Here is a 26,352-nt window from a genome sequence, read left to right on the forward strand (position 1 = left end):
AAAATTATTATCCATTAATATAATATCAAAAAACTAGGAATTAATTGGAGTGCTGGCAAGGCCTTTTTTCTATAAAAATAGAAGTGCAAAGTTATGTACTTTTATGTCTCATAACTCTGTACTTCTATTTTGCAATAAACATTAGTTTCGTATTTCTCTTCAGATTAAACCAAATAGATTCTTATTGAATAATCAAAAGTGTGCACAAAAATGTGCACAGACTTAATTTTTTTATTTTATCTTGATTATCCTAGATTTCTTTTAGTAGCCCTCAAACCCTTGATACACAAGACTTAATCAATCTGTATTTATCTTATTTAACTCAGTTTATTTACTTGAATCCCTCTGGCAGCGTAGAGGTCAGGGGTTCGAGCCCCCTATTCTCCATACACGTAAACCCTTGATATTTGAAATGACCCTAAAAGTTAGACACGGTTAATTCATTAGGCAGCTTGAGGGTGGTCTGGCTTACTCCCATTGAAAGGGGGTGAGGCTAATGACAACATTTGAAGCTATCATGTTAATGCTAACATTCGGCTCCCTTGAACCGTATCTTCTCCCCAAACATTCAATAACTTCTGATTTTTCATCATGCGCCACAACATTTCCTCTAGTTCAAATTCATCTGGTGACTGAAATATTTTATTATTTTATGGTATAGTTAATCAAAAATATATCTGAGGGACGTTACGATGAAGAAGAAAGAAAAAAATTCAAGATATTTTGCGAAAATTTCATTGGGAATTATGTTTGCAGGGTTTCTCATAAGTATTCCTTTTCAAGACTCTTTTATTGGTCGATTATTACTTGGAGGATTTGAGGCGGGTCTTGTAGGAGGACTGGCAGATTGGTTTGCTGTTACAGCTCTTTTTCGCCACCCTCTTGGTATTCCTATCCCGCATACGGCATTACTTCCAAAAAACCGCGATAGAATGATCAGAGGTCTTATATCCATGCTTGAAAACGATTGGCTGACAAAAGAAAGTATTCAAGGGAAAATCAAACAATTCAAATTTACAGACAGATTATTGCAAATGACAGAGAAAGAATTGTATTCGGATACATTTAATAAACGGATTGGTTCAATACTCCGTCAGGCCATAAGCTATGTTAATCCAGAAAAAATAACCCCGTTTATAGAAAAGGAGCTAAAGAAATATATACTGTCTATAGATGCAGCAGGTTTTCTCCAATCTATAATTAATAAAGCTCTCAACAGGAATTTAGATGAAAAGGCTTTGGACTATATTCTGACTGAAACTGAAAAATGGATGGCAAAAGAAGATACAAAATTAAAAATCGGTATTATGGCTAAACAATTGCTTGATAATACTGAAGCAGATGGCTTTCTAAAGATAGCGATTAATTCTATTCGCAACTTAATTAATGAGGAAAAGCTTGGGAATATTCTACAACCATTTATTCTTAAAAGAATTGTTCTCTTACAAGAGGGTAATAATCCATATAGGCACTTGATCCTTTCACGAATTCGCAAAGAATTAGAAAGTGTGCAAGATAAAAAAGAGCTAGTAGTTGAATTAAATGTTTGGAAAGATACGCTGGTAAATAATTGGAGTCCAGCAGATCAAATTACGAAGATTTTGGAGCATTCTCAGAATAAATTGATTTTACTGACCGAGGATAAAGAATTTATCGAGCAGTATGTACTATCAATTATTAGAGATCTTTTAGATAGAATGAAGGAGGCTCCAGAAAAAATCGACAGCATTGAAAATTGGGTACAAAATCAAATTTTCTATTTGATTGAAAAAAACCATTCTAAAATGGGTAATCTTGTAAAAGAAAATCTTGAGAAACTGGATAACGAAACTCTTATCGATTTAATGGAAAAAAACGTAGGTAAAGATTTACAGTGGATTAGAGTGAATGGAGCTATTTGCGGTTTTTTAATTGGTTTGATTTTAACAATTTTTAAGGTTATTGTGTAAAACCATTATTAAAGAGCTTGTCGTTGTTAATTTAGAACAAGCATGTATCATGATTTTAGGAGTGGGTATCTAAGGACCTGCTATAATTTTTTGAGAGAGTCTCCAGAAGGACACTCTCTCGTTATTTTATTTCAAGTCTTCAATCGAATGAATGTCGACATACTCTGGTACAACTAGTCCATTCTTCGTCCCATGAAGATTTCGTCCAAGGTCAATGAAATCCTTCTTATAGGTATTATAATACTCAACATGCGTAGTTGGGAGCCATGCACCAACCATCCCATCCGCACTTCCATTGGCTACACCAGCAAACATTGGCCCAACTTCAACTTGGCTTAATGTCACATCATAGCCATTTTGCTCAAGAACCTTGCCAATAACATATGTACTAGCTATTTCTGTGTCCCAAGCAACAAAAACAAGCTTAAGCGGTTGGCCACTTTCTGATCGGGCACCGTTTGTCCATTCAGAAACTTTGTCAGGATTGGCATCAATCCACTTTTCAGCCGCTTCTGTTGGATCCATTCCATCTGTAATATCGACCATCACGGCTTCCATATCACTTGGTTCCCAAGAAAATTGATCAAGGATTTTATAGGCGCCAGGTGCATCCTGTTCAAGACCTTTTCTTACGATTGTATGAATACTCTCAGCCCCACCAAAGGATCCTTTCGGGTCGTCGAGATATTTCAAATCGAATGAGGAGAACATCCAATGTGGTGACCATCCAGTGATAATAATGGGTTTTTGATTATTATAGGCTTTCTTCAGTTCAGCAACCATTGCGGCAGAAGAGCCTTCAAGTAACGTCCAATCATCTAACTGGTAATCTTTTAGTGCTGTACTTGTCAACCCCATCAAGCCTGCTCCAGGTTCAATCCCAACAATTTCATAATCTGTTTGGACACCAATACCATTCGCATTTCCATTCTCAGTAGCCTTGTTTTTTGGAATCGCTACCACAATAGCCGTACCAACTACAAGAATAGCTAAAATAGAAAAGGCTATTTTAGGCTTAACAACATGTCTGTAAGCTGGGTTACGTAAATTTTGCGTGATGCGGTCAAGAATAATAGCGATGAAGACAATCGATAACCCAGCTTCAAATCCTTGTCCAACGTTAATTTGACTAACCGCTCGGTAAACATCTGCCCCAAGTCCAGGTGCACCAACTAACGATGCCGTAACAACCATCGATAGAGCAAGCATAATACTTTGGTTAACCCCTGCCATAATGGTTGGAGTAGCTAAAGGTAATTGAACTTTGAACAATTTTTGACTGGTAGTTGCACCAAAAGCATTTGTCGCTTCAATTAAATCTTTCGGCACTTTCTGAATACCAAGATTCGTCATACGTATGGTTGGGGCAATAGCGAAAATAAAGGAGGCAATAATTCCTGGTACGACTCCAATCCCAAAAAATAAAATGGATGGAATTAAATACACAAATGCAGGCATGGTCTGCATAAAGTCTAAAATAGGTGTAACAGTGTTTTGCACTGTTTTTCTTTGCGCACACCATATTCCCAGCGGGATCCCAATGATGATCGTAAGTAATCCTGATAATAATACAATTGCAAGAGTTTGTATACTTGAATCCCAATAACCAAGATTATCAATCAATAGTAAACTAATGAACGTAAAAACTCCTAATGGCCATCTGCTTGTATAGATAACCAAGAGAGTCAAGAAGAGAATTAAGACAATGGGAGGACCTACACTTAATACATCCACTATTACATCCAAGAGCCCATCGATTAAATTGGTTATAAAGGTAAAAAGTCCAGCCATCGCAATGGTTAACCATGCAACAAAAGAATCTACCCATTCTCCTAAGGGAATTTTGGGAATATCCATTTATTTAGTCACTCTCCAATTCATTCAAAGAATCTTTATTTCCCGTTAAAGCACCAATGACTGCCCCGCGTATCACAATTCCTTTGAATCGATTTTCTTCATCAATAACCGATATTGGTAAATTGGATGTTGCGATCACTTCCATCAGATCCGTAAGTAATGTATCTTCTGATACGGTTGGGATATCCGTTGTCATGGCTTCGGCAATGGATTGATTTTGATCAATGGCTTGACGTGCTTGTTCCGCAGTAATTGCCCCCAACAATTTATTTTTACGGTCTACAATAAATATGCTGGAATATCCTTGATTTCGCATAATTTCCAATGCAACCCTTGGACCTCGGTTTACACCGATTTTTTCGCCTCGCTTCATCACATGTGAGGCAGTTAGGACTTTTGATAAATCAACATCTTCAACAAACTTTTCAACAAATTCATTTGCGGGCTTGATCATAATTTCTTCGGGTGTCCCTAGTTGAATGACACTTCCATCTTTCATCAGGGCGATTCGATCCCCAATTCGCAGCGCTTCATCTAAATCATGTGTGATAAAAATAATCGTTTTCTGGTATTGTTCTTGAATGCCCATTAATTCATCCTGCATATCTTTACGTATTAACGGATCTAGGGCGCTGAAGGCTTCGTCCATCAAGATAATATCAGTATCGCTTGCAAGAGCTCTAGCAAGACCAACCCTTTGTTGCATTCCACCGCTTAATTGTGATGGGTATTGATGTTCGTAACCTTTTAACCCGACAGCTTCTAAAGCCTGCATCGCTTTTTCGCGGCGTTCATCCGGAGCGACTTTCTTAATTTCAAGACCAAATTCAGCGTTTTCGAGTATCGTTTTATGTGGAAAAAGGGCAAAGTTTTGAAAAACCATACTGATTCTTTTTTGTCTGGTTTCCCGTAATCTTGCGGCATTCATTTTAACAATATCCTCATTTTTTATTAGTATTTCTCCAATTGTAGGATCGATCAGCCTGTTAAACATTCGAATTAAGGTTGACTTTCCGCTTCCAGATAAACCCATTATGACAAAAATTTCACTGGGATAAATGTTAAAACTAACATTATTAACTCCAACCGTGAGCCCTGTTTCTTTTAAGATTTCTTTCTTTGATTTGCCCTGTTTCAATAAATCAATGGCAGCTTTAGGAGATTTACCAAAAATCTTTGAGACATTCCTAACTTCTACATATGGATTCACCGAATCACCTCATTTTATTAATCACCTAGTCCCTATTTAGTTTTCCCTATTGTGTGTCTCAGTATGAAAGATTCTAAAGGAGAAGGGAAAATAGCATGAACCCATTGAATGATTTGATCACCACAAAAAGATCGAAAAATGGATGAGATACAAATTTTTATTACAATACAAAAAGGATATGAAATCTTTCCTTTGAAAGAAAAGTTTCATATCCTTTTACTCTTTTAGTATAAAAGTTCAACCATTTAGTGTAATAAAGCAAATTGACTCTGATTCAAATTTCTGTAGAGTTGAGGTAAAATAATAATCATTTTTGCCTAATACAATAATTAGCAAATCGAATCCTAAAATAAATATAAATAACAGCTTTATTAATCTGCTAAAAACCTTCAAAGTTTTACCCCCGATTTTTCTTAACCTATATTACATAGAATACAAACGTACATATTGACCTTAATTTCTCTAAAAATCAAATACATTAATATCCAAATAGGTAGGTTCTTATCGCATCAACTCGTCCGATAGTTAAATACCATCTTTCTCAAATACCATACTATTATTACCAGATTTTTTCAATTTTTCCCGATGTTCTTCCTCCGTTAAATGGCTCTTTTCATGAAGAAAGACGCTTTCCTTATTTCAGAAAAGCGCACTTTAATGGAATAATTAAAATATGGCCGTAGTACAAACATAACTTAATTATTCTTGTACCAACTCCCCCATTAGTTCAACGAGAAAATGCTAATTTCGTAAAACATATGGAGGCTTTATTTTTTATTTATTATTTCCACGAGACCAGATCACGATTGGTATGATACTAAGGACATAATCCCGCCAGCAAGTGATAAAGCTGTACCACTTATCAAACCAAAATTCCATCCTATTAAAAGTAAAGCAAGAGCAACGACCTGAAGGAATAAAGAATCACCCGGTCTATCCGGATACAAAATTAAATAGAATATATAGCAAAACAAATAAAGGAATGATTGGAAATGAAGAGGCCATTAAATCCTGAGGATCTGTTTGAATTAAAAGTCGTTAGTGATCCGCAAATTTCACCTGATGGTAAGAGCATTGTCTATGTTGAAACAAAGATGGACAGGGATACCAATAAATATAGCAGCCGCATCTGGATCGTTTCCACCTCTGGAGAGAACGCCCCACAACAATTCACCTCCGGTCCCGGACTTGATTTTGCTCCCCGTTGGTCTCCGGACGGCAAGTGGCTTGCTTTCGTATCAACCCGGCGAGGACATTCCCAGCTTTGGATTATGTCCAGTACGGGTGGCGAAGCCGAAGCTCTTACTAATATTCGGTATGTCAGTGGCATTCCTGTATGGTCTCCAGACAGCCGAACCATCGCTTGTGTAGTTCATGTGGGCCCGGAAGGCCCGGAAGATGATATTGGTCGAAAACGAACACCAAGACAACGGTTTTCAGAAGATGTGCTCGTCATTGATCGTCTTAAGTATAAGTTGGATACCACTGGTTATTTAGTCGGGAAAAACTGGCACCTTTTCACTATCCCTGTCGTCGGTCCTGATCGCGGTAAATTCCAGCAACTCACGTTTGGCGACTACAACTACTCTTCCCCAGCATGGTCTCCCGATGGACAATACATCGCCGTAGCCGGTAACAGGACACCAGAACGTTTAGACCTCGCTTTGGTCAATGATATTTGGGTGATTGCTGCTACAGGGGGAGTACCTCACCGGTTAACTCGAAGTCAAGGGCCTGCCAACCATCCGACATGGTCTCCTGATGGACAAGTGATTGCTTATGTTGGACATGATCGGAGATACGGCGGTTATACGAACCCAGGCATTTGGATGGTTGCTGCCTCCGGGGGAGAGCCATGGGAATTGACTAACGGCTTCCCCTATCCCATAGGCGATAAATCCATTGGGGACATCCGCGGTCATAAAGAGCCTTCGATTAGCTTAACTTGGGCTCCTAATGGTCAAAACATTTATACATGTGTAAGTAAAGCCGGAGCTGTTCATCTTTGGCGCTTTTCCATTCCAGATAATCAAGCAATTCAAATGACCACTGGGAATTCAGTCATCTACAATGTAAGCTTTACTCTGGACACTCGTCAGGTGGCTATGGCCATTACTACAGCTACGCTGCCAAATGACATCTGGGTTGCTGACATCTCTAATGAAACGATTACCAACAAACGTCGGCTCACAAGAGTGAACCGAGATTGGCTCAGTCGGCTTGCCATTTCCGAGCCGCTCCATTTTTACTCGCGTTCGGCGAATGGTCCGGAGGTCGAAGGTTGGATTCTTTATCCGCCTAGGAGGATTCCCGCACGAAGTCTAATTCCTGCGATCCTGGAAATCCACGGTGGACCGATGATTATGTATGGCTATGTCTTCTTCCTTGAATTCCAGTTGCTAGCTTCACAAGGTTTTGCCGTGATTTATACCAACCCTCGTGGGAGTATGGGCTACGGACAAGAGTTTGTCGCATCCATTCGAGGAGATTGGGGAAACCATGATTATATGGACTTGATGGCGGCAATGGACTACGTTCTATCGAAGGGAACGCTCGATCCGAACCGTCTTGGTGTTGCGGGCGGAAGTTACGGTGGTTATATGACTAACTGGATCGTCACCCAAACCCACCGTTTCAAAGCTGCCGTTTCGATGAGAGGCATCAGTAATCTGTATAGTCTCTTTGGTACGTCAGATGGTGGATTTTTAAAGGCCGATGATTATGGGGGGCCACCTTGGGTGTTTCCGGAAAAGTACATGAAGCGCTCACCAATCAAGTATGTGGCCAATGTTCGAACACCGCTCTTGATCATTCAAAGCACCCTCGATTTTCGAGTTCCTATTGAACAGGGTGAACAATTTTATACTGCCCTGAAGTTTCAGGGACGTAACGTGCGCATGATCCGCTTTCTCAATGATACCCATGAGCTGTCACGTTCTGGAAACCCCTGGCATCGGGTGATTCGACTGGAACATATTCTAAGCTGGTTTCAGAAACACCTTAAGTTGACTGAATAAGGAAATAAAACAAAGAAGACCTTCAGACCGCGCCGGACGCCTTTCTTAATATTAATATCTTGTTGAAGGAAACAACATCGTAGTACAGTGAAATGACGAAAATTCTACTTAGCATTCGAACTAAACAGTCTACATACTATGAGTTTTATCTATAGCTTCTCGTAGTGCTTTAGCTAATTTGATTGGATCGTCCTTTGCCCAAAAATGCATAAAAAACAGTCGAGGATTCTCGGTTAACATGTGATTATGTATAATATATTTCCATTTGTACATTGAGTAACTCTCCTTTAGATGTATAGTGAAATATTTGGATATAATATTATAATTTCCCATTCATCCTTTTTCTTGCACATAACAGCTCGTTAGTGAAGGAGGGTTAAAGAAATAAATAGCACAGGACTATTTTTAAAAAGATAACACTTACTCAATTAAATGGCTCTTTTCATGAAGAAAGACGCTTTCCTTATTTCAGAAAAGCGCCATATTATTGAATAACGTTCAGCTTATATTAGCAGGTTTATGATATAACATATGAATTTCTAATTTTAGCTGTATAAAACTTCATATTATTAATTTAATACAAACTTTTAATATCAACATTGTCTGGCAACTTGTATGGGTTTTCTGTATTTATTCTGTCATAAAACATTATTCCATTTAAATTACGGAGTTTAAATTTTTTAGATATATCTGGGTCTTGGCTGTTTTTCAAATATTGAAGCATACAAAACTTTTTTGAATGAACATACTTAGTTCTTCTTTATTGTTACTTTCTTTTTTAAAATACTTGAATATACTTTTTTACATCGTCTTCCGTCTTAATGGAGTTTAATTTATCACTTGGAATTGTAATGTAAAATGTTTCGGGCTTTTTATCTTCTAGTTCTTGTTCTTTTAAATAAAACGTTAATTCGATATTTTTAATCTCTTTTTCGTTTACTTTTTGAATGAAAGAAACAACTTCTTTAATCAATGCTTCTTCTGTTTTACTAGAACGTTCCTCTTTGAAATGAATGACAACATTGATACCTGTTTGAACATCTTTGTAACTCGGTACGTCTTTTTTTATATCTTCTAGGCTTCCTATGCCATACACAGGATATACACCATAACGATCAACAGAAAGAGAATCAAAAGAACTATCTATTAATGGGACTAGGTCCCCTTTTACTTCTTTCTCCCAAACTGCTTCTGGATAGTAATCATGTAATGTATTATCGCGTTGTTTTTCAGCGCTAAATGAAAATTCTTTATCATCTTTTAGTGTAAAAATGGTTCCGTAATTATCAAATTTAAAATTAAAATAAGATTCTTTAATGTCGACCTTGATGTCGTATTTTTCTTCAACATACTGTTTTAATTCTTTTGAAACTTGTGTTTTTTTCCATGGAAGTCCATAGAAAGAAACATAAATAAAAAGTACAAAAGCTACTATTAATAACAAAACAACTAGTAGGATAATTTTTTTCATCCTAAATCCTCTCCTTGTCATGATAATATCCGCACCCGTTACTTGATATTCTTTTTCTTTTATTTGAGAGTACGATTGCCATAACAAATAAAATTATTGAAATCAATAGAGCTGTTCCCGAAGCAATAGGTGTTAATATTCCTATTATTAGTAGAATAATCCCTAAAACAACTAATCCGATAACCATTGAAATTCATCCTACCCTTATTAAGGAAATATCATAATTATTTCATCTTAGCATTTATTACCTTTTCATTGTACAAAAAATGGAGAATTACTTACTTTTTGGCGTAAACTACTCCGCTACTTTGAATCTGGAACGTTCAAAGGTACTCAAAATCGAATTACTAAAAGAGGCTCTAGTAGATTGAGACAAACTCTATATGTGCCATTCGGGACTGTCGAAAGCAAAAAACGACCAATGAAATCATCCCACGCAACAAGTGTTTACGAGCTTTTTATGATAAGAAACGTGAAATCATTTGAGTGTGTTATAATGATCTGGTCTGAAGGTTGTTTTTTCCAAATCCGGTCGTGCTAGTAAAATTACGGACATCTAACCTGAAATAGTGAATTTTCGTGGGTGATAATTTGAAAATTTCAATAGAAGAAATAAGTAGAGAACTGGAAGAAGAAATCCTCATTAGGTGTCATGAGATAGATGAAGAAATACGAGAAATCGTGAGTATACTAAAAACTGAAACACTCATCATACTCGGATATCAAAATGATAGAGTTCATCGTATTAATCTTAGAGATATCTATTATTTTGAGGCAGTTGACGGAAAGATTTTTCTTTACGGCAAGGATAACGTTTTTGAAGTAAAACATAAGCTTTATGAGTTAGAGGAAATATGTAAAGAAAAGGACTTTTTTCGTGCCACCAAATCAACCATTCTAAACATAGCTAAAATTTCGTCCGTTCACCCTTCCTTTAGTGGTCGATTCGAGGCAGTGCTTGATAATGGGGAACGTGCTGTTATATCAAGGCAGTATGTGCCTGTTCTAAAAAAAATGCTTGGATTGTAAAAGGTGGATACATATATGAAACTTTCCGAATTTGTACGAAACATCATTAGCGATTTCTTGATTATTTTCGCATCGATAATTATTATTATTACTATTTTAAGACAAATATATTATCCCAATATGGCCTTTGATTTAAAGTCAATTTATATCATTATTGCTTTTTCATTTTTAAGTGCACTAACGGGATTTATTTTATATTCTCCTAATAAAATAAGTGAAAAGAAAATGCGGATAAAAATGGTTATTCATTTTTTCACCTTAGAGATTCTATTGATTACCCTTGCTAGCATTTTCGGTATTGTGAGAAGTGGATTAGATGTAATTATTATTGCACTGCAAATTGCTGTTATTTATATTATCGTTCGTCTGTTGTCATGGAAAAATGATATAAAAGAAGCCCAAAAAATTAACGAAAAACTAAAAACATTTAAGAATAATGATAATGAGTAGTCGAGAAAATCATTATGCAGTTTTTTCTGCAACAGATTATTTTACGGTAAACTTTATAGTTTACCTCTTTTTTTTGCATCTTATTTGTCTGTAAGAGCAACTTACCGTTTTTCTATATACTTCTTTTCGTCCACTTATTATGATAAGTTCATAAAAATGTTTGGAAAAAAGGAGTAACAAAAATGGGAACTTTATTATTAATTATCACTTTGATTTTCGAAATTGTTTCTACAGTTTACTGTATGATAACAAAGCAAACCCATAGAAAAATAATGAATTATATTAGGATTGCTGGATTTATTGCATTTGTAATACTCACACTTTCCTCTGTGATTGAGTGGAGTTTACGCTGGGGAATGTTTGGTATTCTGCTTCTCTCATTAGCGGTAAGGGCGACAGTTTCTCTTATTCGTAACAAGGAAAACAAAAAATATAAAACTTCTAAAATTGTGTGGAAATCCATTGTAATGATAGTTGTAACAGCATTTGCGCTTGCACCTGCAATTGTTTTTCCGGAGCATAAATCACCAAAAGTAACTGGTAACTATAAAGTTGCAACCGCTACTTACACATATACGGATAAAAACCGTATGGAAGAATTTACGGATAAGGAGCAACACAGATTTGTGAATGTAAAGTTTTGGTACCCAAAAAACGGCAATGAAACATACCCAATTTTAGTGTTCTCACATGGTGCATATGGCATTAAGGATAGCAATAGCTCTACCTATACTGAACTTGCTAGCCACGGTTATGTAGTCGTTTCCATCGATCATCCCTATCATTCCTTCTTTACTCGTTCAGAGGATGGAACAGTAGCTATGATCAATTCAGATTTTAGCCATGAAGTCGAAAATATGAATAAGGGCAGTTACTCGAATGAAGAATTATATAATATCATTCAAAAATGGATGAAACTGCGAACAGATGATATGAATTTTGTCATTGATACGATCCTTAAAAAAGCACAAAATGACAATACCCCTCTTTATCAACATATCAATACAGAGAAAATTGGGGTGTTCGGGCACTCAATGGGCGGTGCCGCAAGCGTTTGGCTAAGCAGGGAGCGCGATGATGTAAGTGCAGTAGTAAATATCGATGCGCCTTTCTTTAGTGAACTTGTTTATAACAAAGCAGATGATAATTTTATGGCAAACAGCAAAGCCTACACAACCCCTCTTTTTAATATTTATTCTGACGATGTTTGGAGACAACTGGATAGTACTCCTGTTTATGTAGCGAATAAACTCAACAATAAACAGTTCGAAGGAGCATATACTACTCATTTTAAAGGCGCAAAACATTTAAGCTTGACCGATTTACAACTTTTCTCTCCTATACTTGCAAATATTCTGCAGGGTGGAAAAGCCAACATCGATCCATATTACTGTCTTGAAATGGAAAATGAATTAATTCTTGAATTTTTCGACTATGAATTAAAGGGCATTGGTCATTTCAATCCGAAGATGACGTATTGATTTTGTATTTAAATAGACTTAGGCTTTGTACAAAATTTCTGCCATAACTGTCCCAAAGGGCTGACTCAAAAAGTCGATAATAATGATTGAGGATTTGTAAAAAAACATTGGTTGGAGCTTAAGGCACAGACTCCTGCGGAAAAAGTGGGATAACTGGTAGATTAAATAAGGAGTGACTAAAAGGTACTTATTTACTGACCTCTGATCACTCCTCAATACATTACCTATATTAAGTGGTCCTCCGCCCATATTGATTTATTAATGGTTTAATCTGTTGAAAGATGAACTTACAGTTTCATAAAATTAAGCCGTTCTTTTTGCCTTTTTCTCCTCGTTGATTAGTGAGGACTTTTCAATGTACCTCGCAATGCAAGTACCAACCAATAAGGAACACAATGGAGCACTTATATTTAAAATTGAAACATTAGAAAAAGCAATTATATAAGAAAATGCTGTACTTATTTTCATTGATGACCTTGAAAAACTTTGGTTCAGACTATTTCCGAAAACACCAAGAAGAGAAAATCCTACAATAATTGAAATAAACTCTTTCGGCAAAGTTTGGATCAACGGAATTAGTTTCCATGAAAATAGACCGAAAACAAAAAGGAGAATACCTGAGACAACTGCTCCCATGTACCTTTTTTCTCTAGGACCTGCCTCTTCACCTGAACATATTGCAGTAGCCATCCCCGCAACATTTGCCGATTGTCCCCCAAAAAGGCCTGATAATATTGAAAATAATCCTCCTGCGGAAATAATTTTATTTACAGGAGCTCGATAGTTATTTTGTTCTAATGCACCAATCGCTACTGCCGCATCATTACTTAAAATAAGCAGAGCAAGTGGAATAGAAATAGAGAGAAAACTTACAGGATTAAACTCTGGAACCTGGAACCGAAGAATAGATACTCCTGCAGACCATTCGATACTGTTCAAAGGATAAAACAAAATCATCGTCATAAACCCGACCACAATTGCTGCAATCGTAGGTGGAATTCTTGACTTCCACCTGCTTAAAATGAAGAAGGTGGCCAGAGAAACGCTACCAACAAGTAATAGCTGATTGATAGAGATAACGAAGTTCACCATATACTTTGTAATCATTCCTGCTAGCATAGCTGAGATTATTTCTTTAGGTACTAAATTTATTAATTTGGAGAAAACATCTATTGATCCAATAAGTAACATTAATAATCCTGAAACCACATATGCCCCGATTAATTCATGAAAAGTAAACTGAGAAGTCATTGTTGTAAGAAATGCAATTCCTGTTAGTGTAAGTCCTCCTACTATTGGAATCTTATAATATAATGGAAGTAATATCCCTAAAATTCCTCCAAATACATAGACGGAAAACATCCATAAAGACGTCTGTTCATTCGTAAAAGCTCCATTTGAGGTTGCTTCTAATATAAGAGCAGATGGTCCAGTTATAATAAATATTCCCGCAATAACTCCGCTTGAAATATTTTTACTATTTAAATCCCTAAAACAAAACATATTCCTCCTCGGTTTAGCTGTTTAGTTAATTTTCAAAATAATTAGTGTTTCCACGCAAAAAACAATCTATAAGTATGATAGTATTCTATTTTTGGTTGTTATAGACCATCCACATTCAGGAATCGAGTTCTCCCAATATCCTTATGGCTGAACTAGTACCTATCCTGGATGCACCTGCATCAACCATTGATTTTATATCATCCTTGTCACGAACTCCCCCTGATGCTTTAACCCCAATATTTGGTCCAACTGCCTTTCTCATAATCGCAACATCTTCAACAGTTGCTCCGTACAGTGAAAAACCTGTTGAAGTTTTGACATAGTCTGCGCCAGCTTTGACAGATAATTTACATGCTTTTACTTTTTCTTCATTTGTTAATAGACAGGCCTCTATAATAACTTTAACTAGAGCTTTTCCTTTTGCAGCATCCACAACTGATCTTATTTCTTCCTCAACAAGTGTATAGTTTTTATCTTTTAATGCCCCAATATTTATTACTGTATCTATTTCTGTAGCTCCATTTTTAATGGCATTTATTGTTTCAAATACCTTTGTTTCTAGAGTGTTTGCACCTAAAGGAAATCCTATGACCGTACACACGTTTACTTCTGAATCCCGCAAAAGTTCTGCTGATAGGCTTACCCATGCAGGATTTACACATACAGATGCAAAGCCATGTTGTTTTGCTTCTTGACATAAATTAATGATTTCTTTTTCATTCGAAACAGGTGAGAGTAATGTATGATCTATTAATTTTGCAAAGTTCATCTACTCCGCCTCCCTTATCGTTTTTGATCTCCCTCCTAAACTTCCGCGATCCTTCTAAAGTTTTGAGGTGGGGCCTTGCTGCTTGTTCATTCTCGATAAATAATTACTAACAAAAAACTTAACAACATAATTGTGAATCAATTCGCGCACCTAAACATTCTATAGGGTGAATATGAATTGTGAGTAACCTACTCTTTTATCATAATGAATGTAAGTATTTTTTGATCATCCACTTCGGTGCTTTTTTACCCATCCATTTACTCCTAGAGCATAAAAAAAGAGAATCATGAATGAAATCATGTTTCTCTTTTTTTATCTGGTTGAGTTAAAGGCATTCGCAAACCTTTTAATTCCTTCGTTTATTGTCTCTTCATTCTCTCTTGCAAAAGTGAATCGTGCATAACACTTTTTGGATCCCATCATAGATCCTGGGACATAGATCACTCCTCGCTTTATAGAGTTTTCTAATAACTTCATTTCATCTACATCTCTTTTTAATTTACACCAAATATGGATTCCACCTTGAGGAATCGTAAACGCGACTTGATCTTTTAGAAAATCATGAAAACTTGATACAATTTGATTGCGCCGCTTCTCTAATTCCTTTACTAATTTCTTGATATGAAAATGGAAATGTTCTGATTCTAAAAAATCGTTAGCGATCCATTGGGTAAAGCTAGCATGTCCAAAATCAATTTGTTGTTTGGCATCAGATAATCTTTCTATTACCGATCGTGGTCCTATAATCCAACCAATTCTTAAACCCGAAGCAACAAACTTCGATAAAGAGCTAATGTATAGGACATTTCCGTGTTTATCCAGGGATTTTAATGTTGAAACTTCCTCTCCTTTAAAAGACGTTAAACTATATGGATCATCTTCCACAACAGGAATTCCATGTTCTGATGATATTTCTAAAATAGCTTTCAGCTGGCTCTCTTTTAGCAAAGTTCCCGTTGGATTTTGAAAAACTGGATTTAAAAATATCATTCTTATCCGATGTTTTTTGTGTAATTCTAGTAACTTATTTGGATCTACACCATTCTCACTTACTGGTAAATAGAAAATTCTTAAACCTGCTGATTTAAATATTGGGAGATTAAAATGATAGGATGGATCCTCAATCACCACTGCATCACCGGGCTTTAATAAGCATTGAACGACTAAGTGTAGAGCCTGTTGAGCTCCGGAAGTAATCAGAATAGATGATGGGTTTGTTTCAATATTGCGAAGCTGCCTCACATGCTTTGTAATGGTAGTCCTTAATATTGCATTTCCCTGTGGATGATCATAACCTAACCTACCGATAAAAGACCTAGTTGAAGTAATCTCTCTAAAGGCGTTCATCGGAAAGAGATCTTCCGATAATTCACCACTGGCTAAATTGATTAATTTTTGCTCTTCCATCTCTTTACGTATTCTTTGAGCGACTGGTAGATTAGGTAAAAATGAACCTGCTTCAATGTATCTGTTCCAGCTAGGTATACGTTTTTTTGTGATCCCCCATATATCTTTACTTATCGTAGTACCACTTCCACGATTACGTTGAATGAGACCATTTGATTCAAGCTCATCATATGCAGCGACAACAGTACTCCTATTTATATTTAACTCCTTAGCTAAATATCGCTCAGAGGGTAAGGGTTTATCTGGCGGAAAAGTTCCATCAGCAATGCCATTTTCAATATACTCAGCAATTTGTTTATAAATCGGTTTTTTAGCTTTTCGATCAATATTCCAATCCATTTATTTGCATCCCTTTTTAAAAACTTGTTTTTGTTTTATTTATTGTAACCCAATTTTCCTTACTTTTCCCATTAATACAAATAAATACCCTATTGAGTCACAGGTACCAATAGGGTATTTACGTTACTATCTTCTAAACAATTTTACTAATATAAACACCAAGCGCGATGACAGACAATAGAATAACGATAGCATATATGAATGTTAAGTTAGTAGTATTTCTTTTTGTAGAGTTACGATAATTTTTATCACTTTTACTCGCTACGAGTACTGTCCCAACCCCAGCTAGTATAGAAATAATTACGACAAATGCAATCAATATAGTCATACGTCACCTCTTTACTGTATTTTTATAACAAAAGTCTATCAAAAATCCCCTTATATAATATTTCATCTAAATCATCACTATAAAATAAAAAGTAATATTTGCACCCATCCATTTTTAAATAAATTTCACCATCCACTTTATTGTATTTCACCATCTCCCTTCATCTTAACCTTATTGTAAAAGCCCATTTATTAAGCTATTTTAAGATTTTTGAAAGCTATTAAATAGCTAAATATCCCTTAAAAAAATTTTTTCTTATTTGAACAATTTGTGAAACATCTTTACATTTAATTGCATTTAAAAATGGGTGTCATTAGTATAAAAATCAATTGTGAATCAGTAACCTATCAAAACCATTTCATTTTTACTTGAACATAAAAAAGTAAAGGAGTTTATTTATGAAAAAAAAAGGGGCTTTACTAACTATTTTTTTTACTATTACCACACTGTTAATAGGGTGCGAGCCGTTATTGGTTTTAGACCCTAAAGGTCCCCAAGCAGAGACACAAGCTAAAGACATTATGATTTCTATATTGATCATGTCTTTTATTGTCATTACCGTATTTGCCATGCTTTCATTTATGGTAATAAAATACCGTGCTTCAAAACAAAGTTCTGATTACGAGCCACCACATATAGAGGGAAGTATACGTGTTGAAGCAATATGTATTGGAATTCCTGTGTTAATTGTTACATTCTTATCTATCCTATCTGTCCAAAGCAACTATAAAGTTGAAGCTACTCCAGAAAAATACAAAGATAAGGAGCCGCTTGTGATTTACGCTGCCACTTCTAATTGGAAATGGCATTTTAGCTATCCTGAAGAAAACATTGAAACGGTTAATTATTTGTATATTCCAGTTGGCCGCCCTTTAGAATTTAAGCTTTATTCGTACGGACCAATCACAAGTTTTTGGATTCCTCAACTAGGTGGCCAAAAATACGCAATGGCGGATATGGTAAACACTTTACATTTGGCAACTGATGTTTCAGGTGAATATATGGGACGAAATGCAAGCTTCAGTGGGAAAGGGTTTGCCGAAAATACCTTTAATGTCACAGCCATGACTCAAGATAAATTCGAAGATTGGATAGACGATGTAAAAAATACAGCTGAACCTTTAACGGAAGAAAAATTTAATGAATTGTTGAAACCAGCTATTGTTGGGCAGTCAACCTTCACGGGTACACATTTGGATTTTTTACCGCCTCCTGAAGGACATCACGGTTCAAATAAATTAGAACATGCTAATAAGGATACCCATTCTGACACTGTAACATCGGATGATAAACATTAAAACTATAACTGAAACTTATACAACCCGGAAGGAGATTTATGTAAAATGGATTACTTCGAACGATTTGCCGTTCCTCATCCTAACCCCGCTATTTATGCATCAATGGTGGCCATTGGGCTAACAGTTATCGGGATAATTGCAGGATTAACATATTTTAGAAAATGGGGATATCTTTGGCGTGAATGGTTGACTACCGTTGACCACAAACGTATTGGGATTATGTATTTGATTTCTGCTCTATTAATGCTTTTCAGAGGTGGAGCAGATGCTATTATGATGCGTGCCCAACTAGCTGTTCCTGAAAATAAGTTGCTAGATGCGCAACATTACAATGAAATTTTCACTACTCATGGAACTGTCATGATAATTTTTATGGCCATGCCATTTATTATGGCCTTTATGAACTATATTGTTCCATTACAAATTGGTGCTCGTGACGTAGCTTTCCCAAGACTGAACGCACTGAGCTTTTGGTTATTTTTTATGGGGGCCATGTTATTAAACATCTCCTTTGTCATAGGAGGATCACCGGATGCAGGATGGACTAATTATTTCCCGCTTGCAGCAAATGAATTTAGTGAATCTGTGGGAGTAAATTATTATATGTTTGCTCTTCAGATTTCCGGTTTGGGGACATTAATGACTGGTATTAATATGATTACCACTATTTTAAAAATGAGAGCACCTGGTATGTCTTTAATGAAAATGCCCATGTTTACATGGTCTTCCTTAGTGGCTAATGTTATTATCGTGTTCGCTTTTCCAGTATTAACAGTGGCACTTATTATGGGAACGATGGATCGATTATTTGCCACTAACTTCTTTACCTCCACAAATGGCGGAATGGATATGCTTTGGGCAAACTTCTTCTGGGTTTGGGGACATCCCGAAGTATATATTTTGATTCTTCCTGCATTTGGTATTTATAGTGAGATTATTTCTACTTTCTCAGGCCGCAATCTTTACGGCTATAAATCAATGGTCGGCTCGATGGTCATAATCTCTGTATTATCATTCTTAGTTTGGACGCATCATTTCTTTACAATGGGTCAAGGAGCTTTAACAAACAGTATCTTCTCAATTACAACGATGGCCATTGCAGTTCCAACAGGAGTTAAAATATTCAACTGGTTATTTACACTTTGGAAAGGAAAAATTGTTATTACAACTCCAATGCTTTATTCATTATTATTTATTCCGATTTTCACAATCGGTGGAGTGACTGGGGTTATGCTTGGAATGTCAGCCGCCGACTACCAATACCATAATACGATGTTCTTAGTTGCCCATTTCCATATGGTGATTATTCCTGGTGTCGTGTTCGCGATGCTTGCTGGTCTCCATTACTATTGGCCAAAAATGTTCGGCTTCAAGTTGAATGATAAAATTGGGAAAGTGGAAGCTTGGGTAATTTCCATGAGCACTCTATTAGCATTCATGCCCATGTTTTTCTCTGGATTAGATGGTCAAGCACGTCGGATGTACACTTACTCTTCTTCAACTGGATTTGGTTTTTCGAATATGCTTTCGTTTATCGGAGCAATTGGACTTGCTATCGGTTTCTGTTTAATTGTTTACAACGTTTACTACAGTACTCGTCACTCTTCCAGAAAGATCAGTTCAGATCCATGGAATGCACGTACTCTTGAGTGGGCTACTCATAGTCCAGTTGCAGAATATAACTTTGCCATTACGCCACAGGTTAAATCTGTTGAACCGTTATGGGATGCAAAGAAGCGTGGGCATGAATTATTCCCTGGTTATTATGAAAAAATTCATATGCCAAATAATAGTGGTGTTCCTTTCATTATGGGCTGTATCTTCTTTGCATGGGGATTCTCATTTGTATTCGGAATGTGGATTCCTGCCATCATCACAACCATTGGCATCTTTGCGTGTCTGGCCCATCGCTCATTTGAGAACGATCATGGTCGTTACATCTCTGTAAATGAAATTCAAAAAACTGAAACATCGCGAGGTGCTTAAATAATGAAAATAGATAACTCGCTACCTCTAGAATATAGTACAGGACAAAACCAAGCTAATATTTTAGGATTTTGGATTTTTATAGGTGCCGAAATTATGCTTTTTGGTACACTTTTTGCCGCATACTTTACATTAGTGGATCGTACCGGTACCGGTCCAGCAGGAACAGATATTTTTGAAATCGCGCCTGTATTGATTGAAACCTTTATACTGTTAACAAGTAGTTTTACGATTGGATTAGCCATTCATGCTATGCGTCTCGGCAGACTGAAGGCCATGATGACATTCTTTTGGATTACACTTCTTCTTGGTCTCGGATTCTTATGTGTCGAGATTTATGAGTTTAATCACTTTTATCACGTTGGAGCAGGATTACAAACAAGTGCATTTACCGCAATCTTAATAACAACATTAGGAACACATGGAGCTCACGTTACGTTTGGTCTATTTTGGGGAATATCCATTATCCTTCAAATGAGGAAGCGTGGATTAACTCCTGAAACGGCTAATAAATCATTTATATTTTCACTTTATTGGCATTTCCTAGACGTTGTTTGGATCTTCATTTTTAGCTTCATCTACCTGAAAGGACTGATGTAAACATGAGTGAATTATTTCCGCGTAAACAAGTCATGGGTTTTGTATTTTCACTAATACTTACGGCAGTAGCCCTTATGGTTTACTTCACTAACATGCCATTCACAATAGGCATGACAGTCCTACTCATTACTGCCTTCATACAAGCAGCACTTCAGCTAATTGTATTTATGCACGCTAGTGAAACAAAAGATAAAGGACCCATTTACACAAATATTTATTACTCATTGGTGATTGGTCTTGTAACTATTTTTGGTACATTACTTTGTATGATATGGGGTTATGTATAATTTAATTGTTTTGAAGCGTCTTTTAAAGACGCTTCTTTTGTTATACATTAGATGAAATTGATTATCGTATTAGTTTCCGTCCTAAAAGATTCCCTATAAGAAAAATTGGTGCCATAAAAATACTTAGGGGAATACTTTTGAATAGTAAATGACTGTCTATGAAACCTAATTCAAACAAGCGGTTATAGGTAAGGATAGAATAGGGAATTACGATGAATAACGCCGTTATGACACCAGGTGTATAACTACGAAAAATAATCGTTTGACCAATATGAGAAAATGACTGTATAAAGAATACATTTAATGCAGCAGTAAATAGAAGAAAGTTTGCCCCGATTGGCAGCAGGCAAACGGTCATAAATGCGATAAATGATATAAAAAGCAAAATCCATGCCATACTAATAGAAAGTTGGACAGATTTCGCACCCAATTTTTTTTTGATGGTTAACGTAAGTTTGACAAGGAAAGTTTCCCGAACCTTATTTTTGTACTTTGTTATAAAACTCTCAATAGTTATAATCTCCTCTAAGCCATGGAACATAAAAGTGACAGGGAACAACCAAATAATTGTTTCAATATAAAAAAGTTCATATACTGTCTCTAGCATCTTTAGCCTCCTCATGGGGATACCTGAGCATGTCTATCTAATTAATATATTTTATGCCATGGATCGAATTTAAGAATTAGACAGTGACTAAATGGGTGGTCTTTGAAGATTTTCTTAGTTCTAACTAGTAATTTTCCAGTTTCTTAACCTATTTGCTTATCTACACTATTAACCACTTTCCCTTGGTTCCAAAAAAAAAACGATTACCTAGTATAGTAACCGCCCTCATTCTCCGTTAACGATCTTCGCAAATTCATCAAGAGTAGTTGAATATTTGATATAGATTCGTGGTAAAAGATACAATTCGTCTTTTATGCCCTTCTCAGAAAATAGTTCAGGAGTTGTCGTAAGCCCAAACATATAGTATTTCTTCGTTTCTGCTACGACCTTGTTACTAAAATTTCCGTATGGATACGCAAGAGCATTAACTGGTTTGCCCGTTATTTTTTGGATTTTATCTTTGGATCCTTTCAATTCATATTCATAATTTTTTATTTTCGTCAAATCAGGATGTGTAGCAGTATGAGACTGAATGGAGATAATCCCCGAATCAGCCATCATTTTTATATCCGATTTCGATAATCGGTTGGAGCGACCGATAAAGTCAGAAATAATAAACATGGTACCAGTTGGTTTAAAACGTTCGTTTTTTAGTTTTTGAAAGATACCAAATGCATTCAAATTGTTTTTGTACCCATCATCAAAGGTAATGAAAATGGGTTTGTTTACTTTATAAATGTCTTGCCAACGCTCAAAAGTTAATAATGTATAGCCATGATCTCTTAGATAAATCATTTGTTTCTCGAAGTTCTTCGGTGTTACATATAACTCCTTTGAACCCTGTCCTTTAAATTCGTCAATCGAATGATAAACTAAAATAGGTATTTTCCGTTGAGCAAAAGCTTGTGATGGAAGAAATAATATAAGAAGGCATAGGAAAAACATGGCAACCTTTTTCATAAAACTCCTCGCTTTTTATCCTTTTTATTATTGTTCAATATATTGTTCCTCCAAAAACATCGGATTATGATGATTTCTCCAATATTTCATTCCATCTACCCATTTTTTTGTTTTTAAAATCCATCCTCATTTCAGAACAATTATCACTAATTGTTTCTTGGCTTTTCTATATGAGAATTCTTTTGCAAATTAGATAAAACATGTAAAATATATGTTAAATCCGAATAATAAGGAGGATGAGTATTTTGGAGCAAAAGCCCTTTGACTTTTCAAATAATCCATATGAAGAAAAAAATTACTTAATCGGTGAACAGCTTTGTCAGTCATTGAAACAATGTAAGATGATTTTTGATAATGATCCATTTTTCTCATTTTCTAAATATATTCCATATTGGTCTAAAAACTTTGTTCTTTACAAAGATTTAATAGAAACAGTTATTGAAGCTGTACAAAAATCTGAAGAATTTAGACCACGGATTAAACCAAACGAATTCAAAAAAAATATATCTATTTTTAAATCCATTGAAAAGGGACAGTGTTTATACTCAGTGCCCTTTATTCGTCAATATAAAAATGCAAGTATAGTACAATTTAATATTGATCGAGTTCCTAATGATATAATGAATAACCAACATATTGATTCTTATTTTGAATTATTTTTAGGTGAACAATACGAATGCCGAAGGATAAATAGTTCTGACTCTATGAATCATTCTTCCATGAACTTCATAGTATCCCCAGCGCTACCTGACGATCTATCAGGTATTGAAATGATTTTCAAAGAATACAATACACCTTTTAAGTATAATTCCACAGGTCTTGAAATAATAATTAAAATTTAAATTAAATACAAAATTTTCAACTGACATAAAACCGGAACTTTATCTTCAGATTTTTTTCCGCTTTTACTAATATCACAAATTCGTATGAATAAAAACCCCGAATCGAATTTACAATGATCCGGGGTTAATCTTAAATTATCACATGATTATTTTTAACCTTAGGTATCCTGTGAGGATATCCATTTATTAATCATTAAACCCTAAAATCTTTCATACTTTCTCCAAGAATATAGTGTGAAAACCACATCAAATTCTGCTTCATAATAGCCGCATTAATTCCTGGCTGGTCAGAACTATAGGCCATTCCTTTAAATATAATTAATTCTGTATCAACTTCCATATCTCTTAATCCTTGATATAGCTCATATGCATTTGGTACTGGAACTCTTGCATCTTTTTCGCCATGTTGGATTAAAGTGGGCGTACAGGCTGATTTAATATATGTCATCGGTGATGTTTTAGCATATATCTCTGGATCATTCCATGGAGTATTTCCTAAATACATCCTCATAAAGTAAGGGATATAGGTGGCGGGAAAGGAGGTTCTCATTTTCTAAATGTTTTCCCTGAGATTATATATATCCCAGCGGTAAAAAATGCAAGTGACGATATTAAGGATTCATCTCCATATATGAAAACCCTGTCTACTCTATATAAAGATGTTATTAAAAATTTAGATGAATATAAAGAGGCCCAGGCTAAAACCGAACTTTTGCAAGATAAAATCAATGCACATGATAATGAACAAATTAAGTATTTTGAAAATGAAGTTCAAGGATTTTTGAAAGAGGTAACTGAAACAAAAATAAGGTTTAATGTTGATATAAATCCTTTGGATGAGATAGTTGGGACTTCTTTAAAGCCTAATTTTGACTATAATGGACTCGAAACTTTATTAGATCATCAGGGAAATGGTGTTCAACGTACTTTTATATTGTCTATCCTTAAAGGATTTAAGATGTATAATAAAAAATATCAATCTGAAGAAAAAGGTGTAGGTAGACCATTAATAATAGCTATTGAAGAACCAGAGCTTTATCTACATCCTCACCTCGCTAGAGTATTTAAAGACACACTCTATAGCTTAGCAGATGAAAGCTTTTTTCAAGTTTTGGCAACTTCGCATTCTCCTAATTTTATAGATTTGTCACGGTCCAATAGAACTTTAGCTAAATTTTCGCTTGATGATAATAAAAATGTGTTTGCTCATCAAGTGGATTCAGATATTTTTGGATTACCGACTCAAGAGAAGGACAAATTTCAGGCTCTATTAAAATTTAATCCATACGTTAATGAAATATTTTTTGCCGAAAATGTAATTTTGGTGGAAGGGGATACAGAAGTAGTTGCACTAAAATTAATTGGAGAAAAGCTCGTGGAAGGTAATGAATTAGAAAGTGACATTTATAATAGGACGTCTGTAGTAAATTGTGCCGGTAAAGGTACAATGTATGTTGTACCAAACGTCCTTAATAATTTTGGTGTAAAGTATACTTGTATACACGATTATGATATCACAGAGTATAATAAAAAGGATGAGAAAAGAAGTAAAGCTGCTTTAAAAGCTGTTTTGACTCTCAATCATAAAATAGAAAGGTTATCTAAAAATCAAGATAATAAAAAAGCTGTGTTTCGGCATACTTTTGAAGCGGAAATGCCAGCGGATTATGAAAAAGGGAGTTCAAAATCATTTGCTGCATATGAGTATTTAAAGGGAATAAAAATTAATGATTTACCTATCGGATTGTTAAATATAGTACGGTTTGCATATAATATTCCGTTGGAAGATGTTCTAAATCATGACAATGAACTCCTGCTTAGTTATTATGATTGGGATGTACTCAGGGAGGCTAAAGAAGAGTGGCTACCAGAACCCGATGAAAATTATATAATTACTGTTAAATAACAGTGATTTCTATAGAATAAAGTGCAATAAGTCTTTATAATTATCACTAGATGATTTCGCTATGCATTAAGCCGGTTTTTCCTACACTAAGGAATCATCGGCTTTATTGTTTTTCTGTAATATTTCCTGTTCTTGATCTAAACATACAACTTTTTCTCCTTACGAAAACGCGCATTTTCTTAATGGAAGGTTTCATCGCCTTTTCATGGTTTGGTGATAATAAAAATCAAGGGCTTCCAGCTATAACTGGGCTGACTATGTTATTTGATTTGAAGAATGGGTTTCCTAAGGCAATGATCAACGCAAGTTATTTGACAGGAATGCGTACTGGAGCAGCAGGTTCAATAGGCGTGAAACACCTGTCAAAACAAGATTCAAAAACACTAATGATTGTAGGTACAGGAGTTCAGGCGATTTTTCAAATAGCAGCCACTCTATCTCAAGTTCAGACAATCAACAAGGTATATATATATAACCCCGAAAAATATGAAAATGCATCAAAATTCCAGTATTCAATAAAGACGGAACTAGATAAAATCATAAATGATATCAACGATACTTATAATAAGAACTGGAAACAAAGAATTGAGTCAGTTCAGTTTGTAGCTGTAGAAAATCCAGTGAAAGCTTTGGAGGAAACCGATGCAGTAATTACGATAACGCCTTCGCGAAAACCACTGATTTTTAAGGAGTGGATTAAGCCAGGCATACATTTCAGCCGTGTGGGGGCAGACATGACTGGAAAACAGGAAATAGATGAAAAGATCTTTGAGGTAGCTTCTGTATATGTAGATGATATTACACAAGCATCGACAGTCGGAGAAACACAAAGTGCTATAAGGGCTGGTATATTAGGCAAAAACAATTTGACTGAAATCGGACAATTCATACTTGGAAATGCGAAAGGACGTACAAGTGATGAAGAAATTACGATTTTTGATAGTACTGGCATAGCATTGCAGGATCTTGCAGTTTCAAAATATATTGTATCAAAAGCAGAAGAAACGAATGTTGGGACAATCGTGCAAATATAAAATCGATATACAATTTGGAGGG

At 35.5% G+C, this 26,352-nt stretch carries 23 protein-coding genes and 2 pseudogenes; 13 read left to right on the top strand and 12 right to left on the bottom strand.

Translation table 11 applies throughout. The features are described from left to right. Window positions 1-692 precede the first annotated feature (692 nt). Window positions 693-1,949, top strand: coding sequence for a DUF445 domain-containing protein (locus tag KDN24_RS20820; RefSeq protein WP_409974314.1), 1,257 nt, complete (start codon window positions 693-695; stop codon window positions 1,947-1,949). A gap of 126 nt (window positions 1,950-2,075) precedes the next feature. Here KDN24_RS20820 and KDN24_RS20825 read toward each other — a convergent pair whose 3' ends face one another. Next, the gene (locus tag KDN24_RS20825; protein WP_409974313.1) at window positions 2,076-3,806 is read right to left on the bottom strand and encodes a glycine betaine ABC transporter substrate-binding protein; all 1,731 of its coding nucleotides are present in this window, start codon (window positions 3,804-3,806) and stop codon (window positions 2,076-2,078) included. Between the two features lie 4 nt (window positions 3,807-3,810). Further along, entirely contained in the window at window positions 3,811-5,016 is a 1,206-nt protein-coding gene (locus KDN24_RS20830; protein WP_409974312.1) for a quaternary amine ABC transporter ATP-binding protein, read from the bottom strand. Between the two features lie 992 nt (window positions 5,017-6,008). Between KDN24_RS20830 and KDN24_RS20840 the strand changes: the two genes are divergently transcribed. Further along, entirely contained in the window at window positions 6,009-8,033 is a 2,025-nt protein-coding gene (locus tag KDN24_RS20840; RefSeq protein ID WP_409974311.1) for a S9 family peptidase, read from the top strand. Between the two features lie 129 nt (window positions 8,034-8,162). Here the strand turns inward: KDN24_RS20840 and KDN24_RS20845 are convergent, their stop codons facing one another. From KDN24_RS20845 to KDN24_RS20855, 3 genes are all read right to left on the bottom strand, one after another. Then, complete coding sequence (locus KDN24_RS20845) at window positions 8,163-8,366, bottom strand: DUF1259 domain-containing protein (RefSeq protein ID WP_491348147.1); 204 nt, start codon at window positions 8,364-8,366, stop codon at window positions 8,163-8,165. Between the two features lie 445 nt (window positions 8,367-8,811). Then, the gene (locus KDN24_RS20850) at window positions 8,812-9,504 is read right to left on the bottom strand and encodes a YfjL-like protein (protein ID WP_409974310.1); all 693 of its coding nucleotides are present in this window, start codon (window positions 9,502-9,504) and stop codon (window positions 8,812-8,814) included. Between the two features lies 1 nt (window position 9,505). Next, entirely contained in the window at window positions 9,506-9,691 is a 186-nt protein-coding gene (locus tag KDN24_RS20855; RefSeq protein ID WP_409974309.1) for a hypothetical protein, read from the bottom strand. 123 nt (window positions 9,692-9,814) lie between these two features. Here KDN24_RS20855 and KDN24_RS20860 point away from each other — a divergent pair. From KDN24_RS20860 to KDN24_RS20875, 4 genes and pseudogenes are all read left to right on the top strand, one after another. Continuing rightward, window positions 9,815-9,981: pseudogene (locus KDN24_RS20860) on the top strand (transposase); the annotation flags it as partial. 114 nt (window positions 9,982-10,095) lie between these two features. Continuing rightward, window positions 10,096-10,533: a LytTR family DNA-binding domain-containing protein gene (locus tag KDN24_RS20865; RefSeq protein ID WP_409974308.1), complete on the top strand. Its 438-nt coding sequence runs from the start codon at window positions 10,096-10,098 to the stop codon at window positions 10,531-10,533. A 15-nt stretch (window positions 10,534-10,548) separates the two neighbouring features. Next, window positions 10,549-10,983, top strand: a complete 435-nt coding sequence (locus tag KDN24_RS20870; protein WP_409974307.1) for a DUF3021 family protein — start codon at window positions 10,549-10,551, stop codon at window positions 10,981-10,983. Window positions 10,984-11,165: 182 nt separating this feature from the next. Then, window positions 11,166-12,464: an alpha/beta hydrolase family protein gene (locus tag KDN24_RS20875; RefSeq protein WP_409974306.1), complete on the top strand. Its 1,299-nt coding sequence runs from the start codon at window positions 11,166-11,168 to the stop codon at window positions 12,462-12,464. 303 nt (window positions 12,465-12,767) lie between these two features. Here the strand turns inward: KDN24_RS20875 and KDN24_RS20880 are convergent, their stop codons facing one another. The 4 genes from KDN24_RS20880 to KDN24_RS20895 all read right to left on the bottom strand — a co-directional run bounded on the left by KDN24_RS20880 (window position 12,768) and on the right by KDN24_RS20895 (window position 16,810). After that, complete coding sequence (locus KDN24_RS20880) at window positions 12,768-13,967, bottom strand: benzoate/H(+) symporter BenE family transporter (RefSeq protein ID WP_409974305.1); 1,200 nt, start codon at window positions 13,965-13,967, stop codon at window positions 12,768-12,770. Window positions 13,968-14,082: 115 nt separating this feature from the next. Next, entirely contained in the window at window positions 14,083-14,736 is a 654-nt protein-coding gene (gene deoC, locus KDN24_RS20885) for a deoxyribose-phosphate aldolase (RefSeq protein ID WP_409974304.1), read from the bottom strand. 312 nt (window positions 14,737-15,048) lie between these two features. Beyond that, complete coding sequence (gene pdxR, locus KDN24_RS20890; RefSeq protein WP_409974303.1) at window positions 15,049-16,482, bottom strand: MocR-like pyridoxine biosynthesis transcription factor PdxR; 1,434 nt, start codon at window positions 16,480-16,482, stop codon at window positions 15,049-15,051. 133 nt (window positions 16,483-16,615) lie between these two features. After that, window positions 16,616-16,810, bottom strand: a complete 195-nt coding sequence (locus tag KDN24_RS20895) for a hypothetical protein (RefSeq protein WP_409974302.1) — start codon at window positions 16,808-16,810, stop codon at window positions 16,616-16,618. A gap of 398 nt (window positions 16,811-17,208) precedes the next feature. Here KDN24_RS20895 and qoxA point away from each other — a divergent pair, with 398 nt between their 5' ends. The 4 genes from qoxA to qoxD are packed head-to-tail and all read left to right on the top strand — an operon-like array spanning window position 17,209 to window position 20,981. Further along, window positions 17,209-18,108, top strand: a complete 900-nt coding sequence (gene qoxA, locus KDN24_RS20900) for a cytochrome aa3 quinol oxidase subunit II (protein WP_409974301.1) — start codon at window positions 17,209-17,211, stop codon at window positions 18,106-18,108. A 45-nt stretch (window positions 18,109-18,153) separates the two neighbouring features. After that, window positions 18,154-20,094: a cytochrome aa3 quinol oxidase subunit I gene (gene qoxB, locus KDN24_RS20905; RefSeq protein WP_409974300.1), complete on the top strand. Its 1,941-nt coding sequence runs from the start codon at window positions 18,154-18,156 to the stop codon at window positions 20,092-20,094. Window positions 20,095-20,097: 3 nt separating this feature from the next. Beyond that, window positions 20,098-20,694, top strand: coding sequence for a cytochrome (ubi)quinol oxidase subunit III (locus KDN24_RS20910; protein WP_409974299.1), 597 nt, complete (start codon window positions 20,098-20,100; stop codon window positions 20,692-20,694). A 2-nt stretch (window positions 20,695-20,696) separates the two neighbouring features. Further along, window positions 20,697-20,981: a cytochrome aa3 quinol oxidase subunit IV gene (gene qoxD, locus KDN24_RS20915; protein WP_409974298.1), complete on the top strand. Its 285-nt coding sequence runs from the start codon at window positions 20,697-20,699 to the stop codon at window positions 20,979-20,981. Window positions 20,982-21,042: 61 nt separating this feature from the next. Here qoxD and KDN24_RS20920 read toward each other — a convergent pair whose 3' ends face one another. Beyond that, a complete protein-coding gene (locus tag KDN24_RS20920; protein ID WP_409974297.1) occupies window positions 21,043-21,588 on the bottom strand; it encodes an HXXEE domain-containing protein in 546 nt (181 codons plus the stop codon). Window positions 21,589-21,813: 225 nt separating this feature from the next. Beyond that, the gene (locus KDN24_RS20925; protein WP_409974296.1) at window positions 21,814-22,548 is read right to left on the bottom strand and encodes a polysaccharide deacetylase family protein; all 735 of its coding nucleotides are present in this window, start codon (window positions 22,546-22,548) and stop codon (window positions 21,814-21,816) included. A 245-nt stretch (window positions 22,549-22,793) separates the two neighbouring features. On the opposite strand from KDN24_RS20925, the gene KDN24_RS20930 reads away from it, so the two are divergent. Next, a complete protein-coding gene (locus tag KDN24_RS20930; RefSeq protein ID WP_409974295.1) occupies window positions 22,794-23,390 on the top strand; it encodes a hypothetical protein in 597 nt (198 codons plus the stop codon). Between the two features lie 193 nt (window positions 23,391-23,583). Here KDN24_RS20930 and KDN24_RS20935 read toward each other — a convergent pair. Next, a pseudogene (locus KDN24_RS20935) lies at window positions 23,584-23,919 on the bottom strand (alpha/beta hydrolase family protein); the annotation flags it as partial. Window positions 23,920-24,000: 81 nt separating this feature from the next. Here KDN24_RS20935 and KDN24_RS20940 point away from each other — a divergent pair. Both KDN24_RS20940 and KDN24_RS20945 read left to right on the top strand, forming a co-directional pair. Beyond that, window positions 24,001-25,296, top strand: a complete 1,296-nt coding sequence (locus tag KDN24_RS20940) for an ATP-dependent nuclease (protein ID WP_491348498.1) — start codon at window positions 24,001-24,003, stop codon at window positions 25,294-25,296. Window positions 25,297-25,478: 182 nt separating this feature from the next. Then, window positions 25,479-26,330, top strand: coding sequence for an ornithine cyclodeaminase family protein (locus tag KDN24_RS20945; protein ID WP_409974294.1), 852 nt, complete (start codon window positions 25,479-25,481; stop codon window positions 26,328-26,330). The last annotated feature ends 22 nt before the right edge of the window (window positions 26,331-26,352 follow it).

Origin of the sequence: Cytobacillus sp. Bva_UNVM-123 (genome assembly GCF_046351715.2) — a bacterium.
Classification (GTDB): Bacteria; Bacillota; Bacilli; order Bacillales; family Cytobacillaceae; genus Cytobacillus.

Bases quoted from the DNA above. Each gene is read 5' to 3' on its own strand.
- KDN24_RS20820 (WP_409974314.1), top strand. From the start codon at position 693: ATGAAGAAGAAAGAAAAAAATTCAAGATATTTTGCGAAAATTTCATTG.
- KDN24_RS20895 (WP_409974302.1), bottom strand. From the start codon at position 16,810: ATGACTATATTGATTGCATTTGTCGTAATTATTTCTATACTAGCTGGG.
- KDN24_RS20850 (WP_409974310.1), bottom strand. From the start codon at position 9,504: ATGAAAAAAATTATCCTACTAGTTGTTTTGTTATTAATAGTAGCTTTT.
- KDN24_RS20875 (WP_409974306.1), top strand. From the start codon at position 11,166: ATGGGAACTTTATTATTAATTATCACTTTGATTTTCGAAATTGTTTCT.
- KDN24_RS20855 (WP_409974309.1), bottom strand. From the start codon at position 9,691: ATGGTTATCGGATTAGTTGTTTTAGGGATTATTCTACTAATAATAGGA.
- KDN24_RS20840 (WP_409974311.1), top strand. From the start codon at position 6,009: ATGAAGAGGCCATTAAATCCTGAGGATCTGTTTGAATTAAAAGTCGTT.
- qoxD (WP_409974298.1), top strand. From the start codon at position 20,697: ATGAGTGAATTATTTCCGCGTAAACAAGTCATGGGTTTTGTATTTTCA.
- KDN24_RS20945 (WP_409974294.1), top strand. From the start codon at position 25,479: ATGGAAGGTTTCATCGCCTTTTCATGGTTTGGTGATAATAAAAATCAA.
- KDN24_RS20925 (WP_409974296.1), bottom strand. From the start codon at position 22,548: ATGAAAAAGGTTGCCATGTTTTTCCTATGCCTTCTTATATTATTTCTT.
- KDN24_RS20910 (WP_409974299.1), top strand. From the start codon at position 20,098: ATGAAAATAGATAACTCGCTACCTCTAGAATATAGTACAGGACAAAAC.
- pdxR (WP_409974303.1), bottom strand. From the start codon at position 16,482: ATGGATTGGAATATTGATCGAAAAGCTAAAAAACCGATTTATAAACAA.
- deoC (WP_409974304.1), bottom strand. From the start codon at position 14,736: ATGAACTTTGCAAAATTAATAGATCATACATTACTCTCACCTGTTTCG.
- KDN24_RS20920 (WP_409974297.1), bottom strand. From the start codon at position 21,588: ATGCTAGAGACAGTATATGAACTTTTTTATATTGAAACAATTATTTGG.
- KDN24_RS20845 (WP_491348147.1), bottom strand. From the start codon at position 8,366: ATGGGAAATTATAATATTATATCCAAATATTTCACTATACATCTAAAG.
- KDN24_RS20870 (WP_409974307.1), top strand. From the start codon at position 10,549: ATGAAACTTTCCGAATTTGTACGAAACATCATTAGCGATTTCTTGATT.
- KDN24_RS20880 (WP_409974305.1), bottom strand. From the start codon at position 13,967: ATGTTTTGTTTTAGGGATTTAAATAGTAAAAATATTTCAAGCGGAGTT.
- KDN24_RS20825 (WP_409974313.1), bottom strand. From the start codon at position 3,806: ATGGATATTCCCAAAATTCCCTTAGGAGAATGGGTAGATTCTTTTGTT.
- qoxB (WP_409974300.1), top strand. From the start codon at position 18,154: ATGGATTACTTCGAACGATTTGCCGTTCCTCATCCTAACCCCGCTATT.
- qoxA (WP_409974301.1), top strand. From the start codon at position 17,209: ATGAAAAAAAAAGGGGCTTTACTAACTATTTTTTTTACTATTACCACA.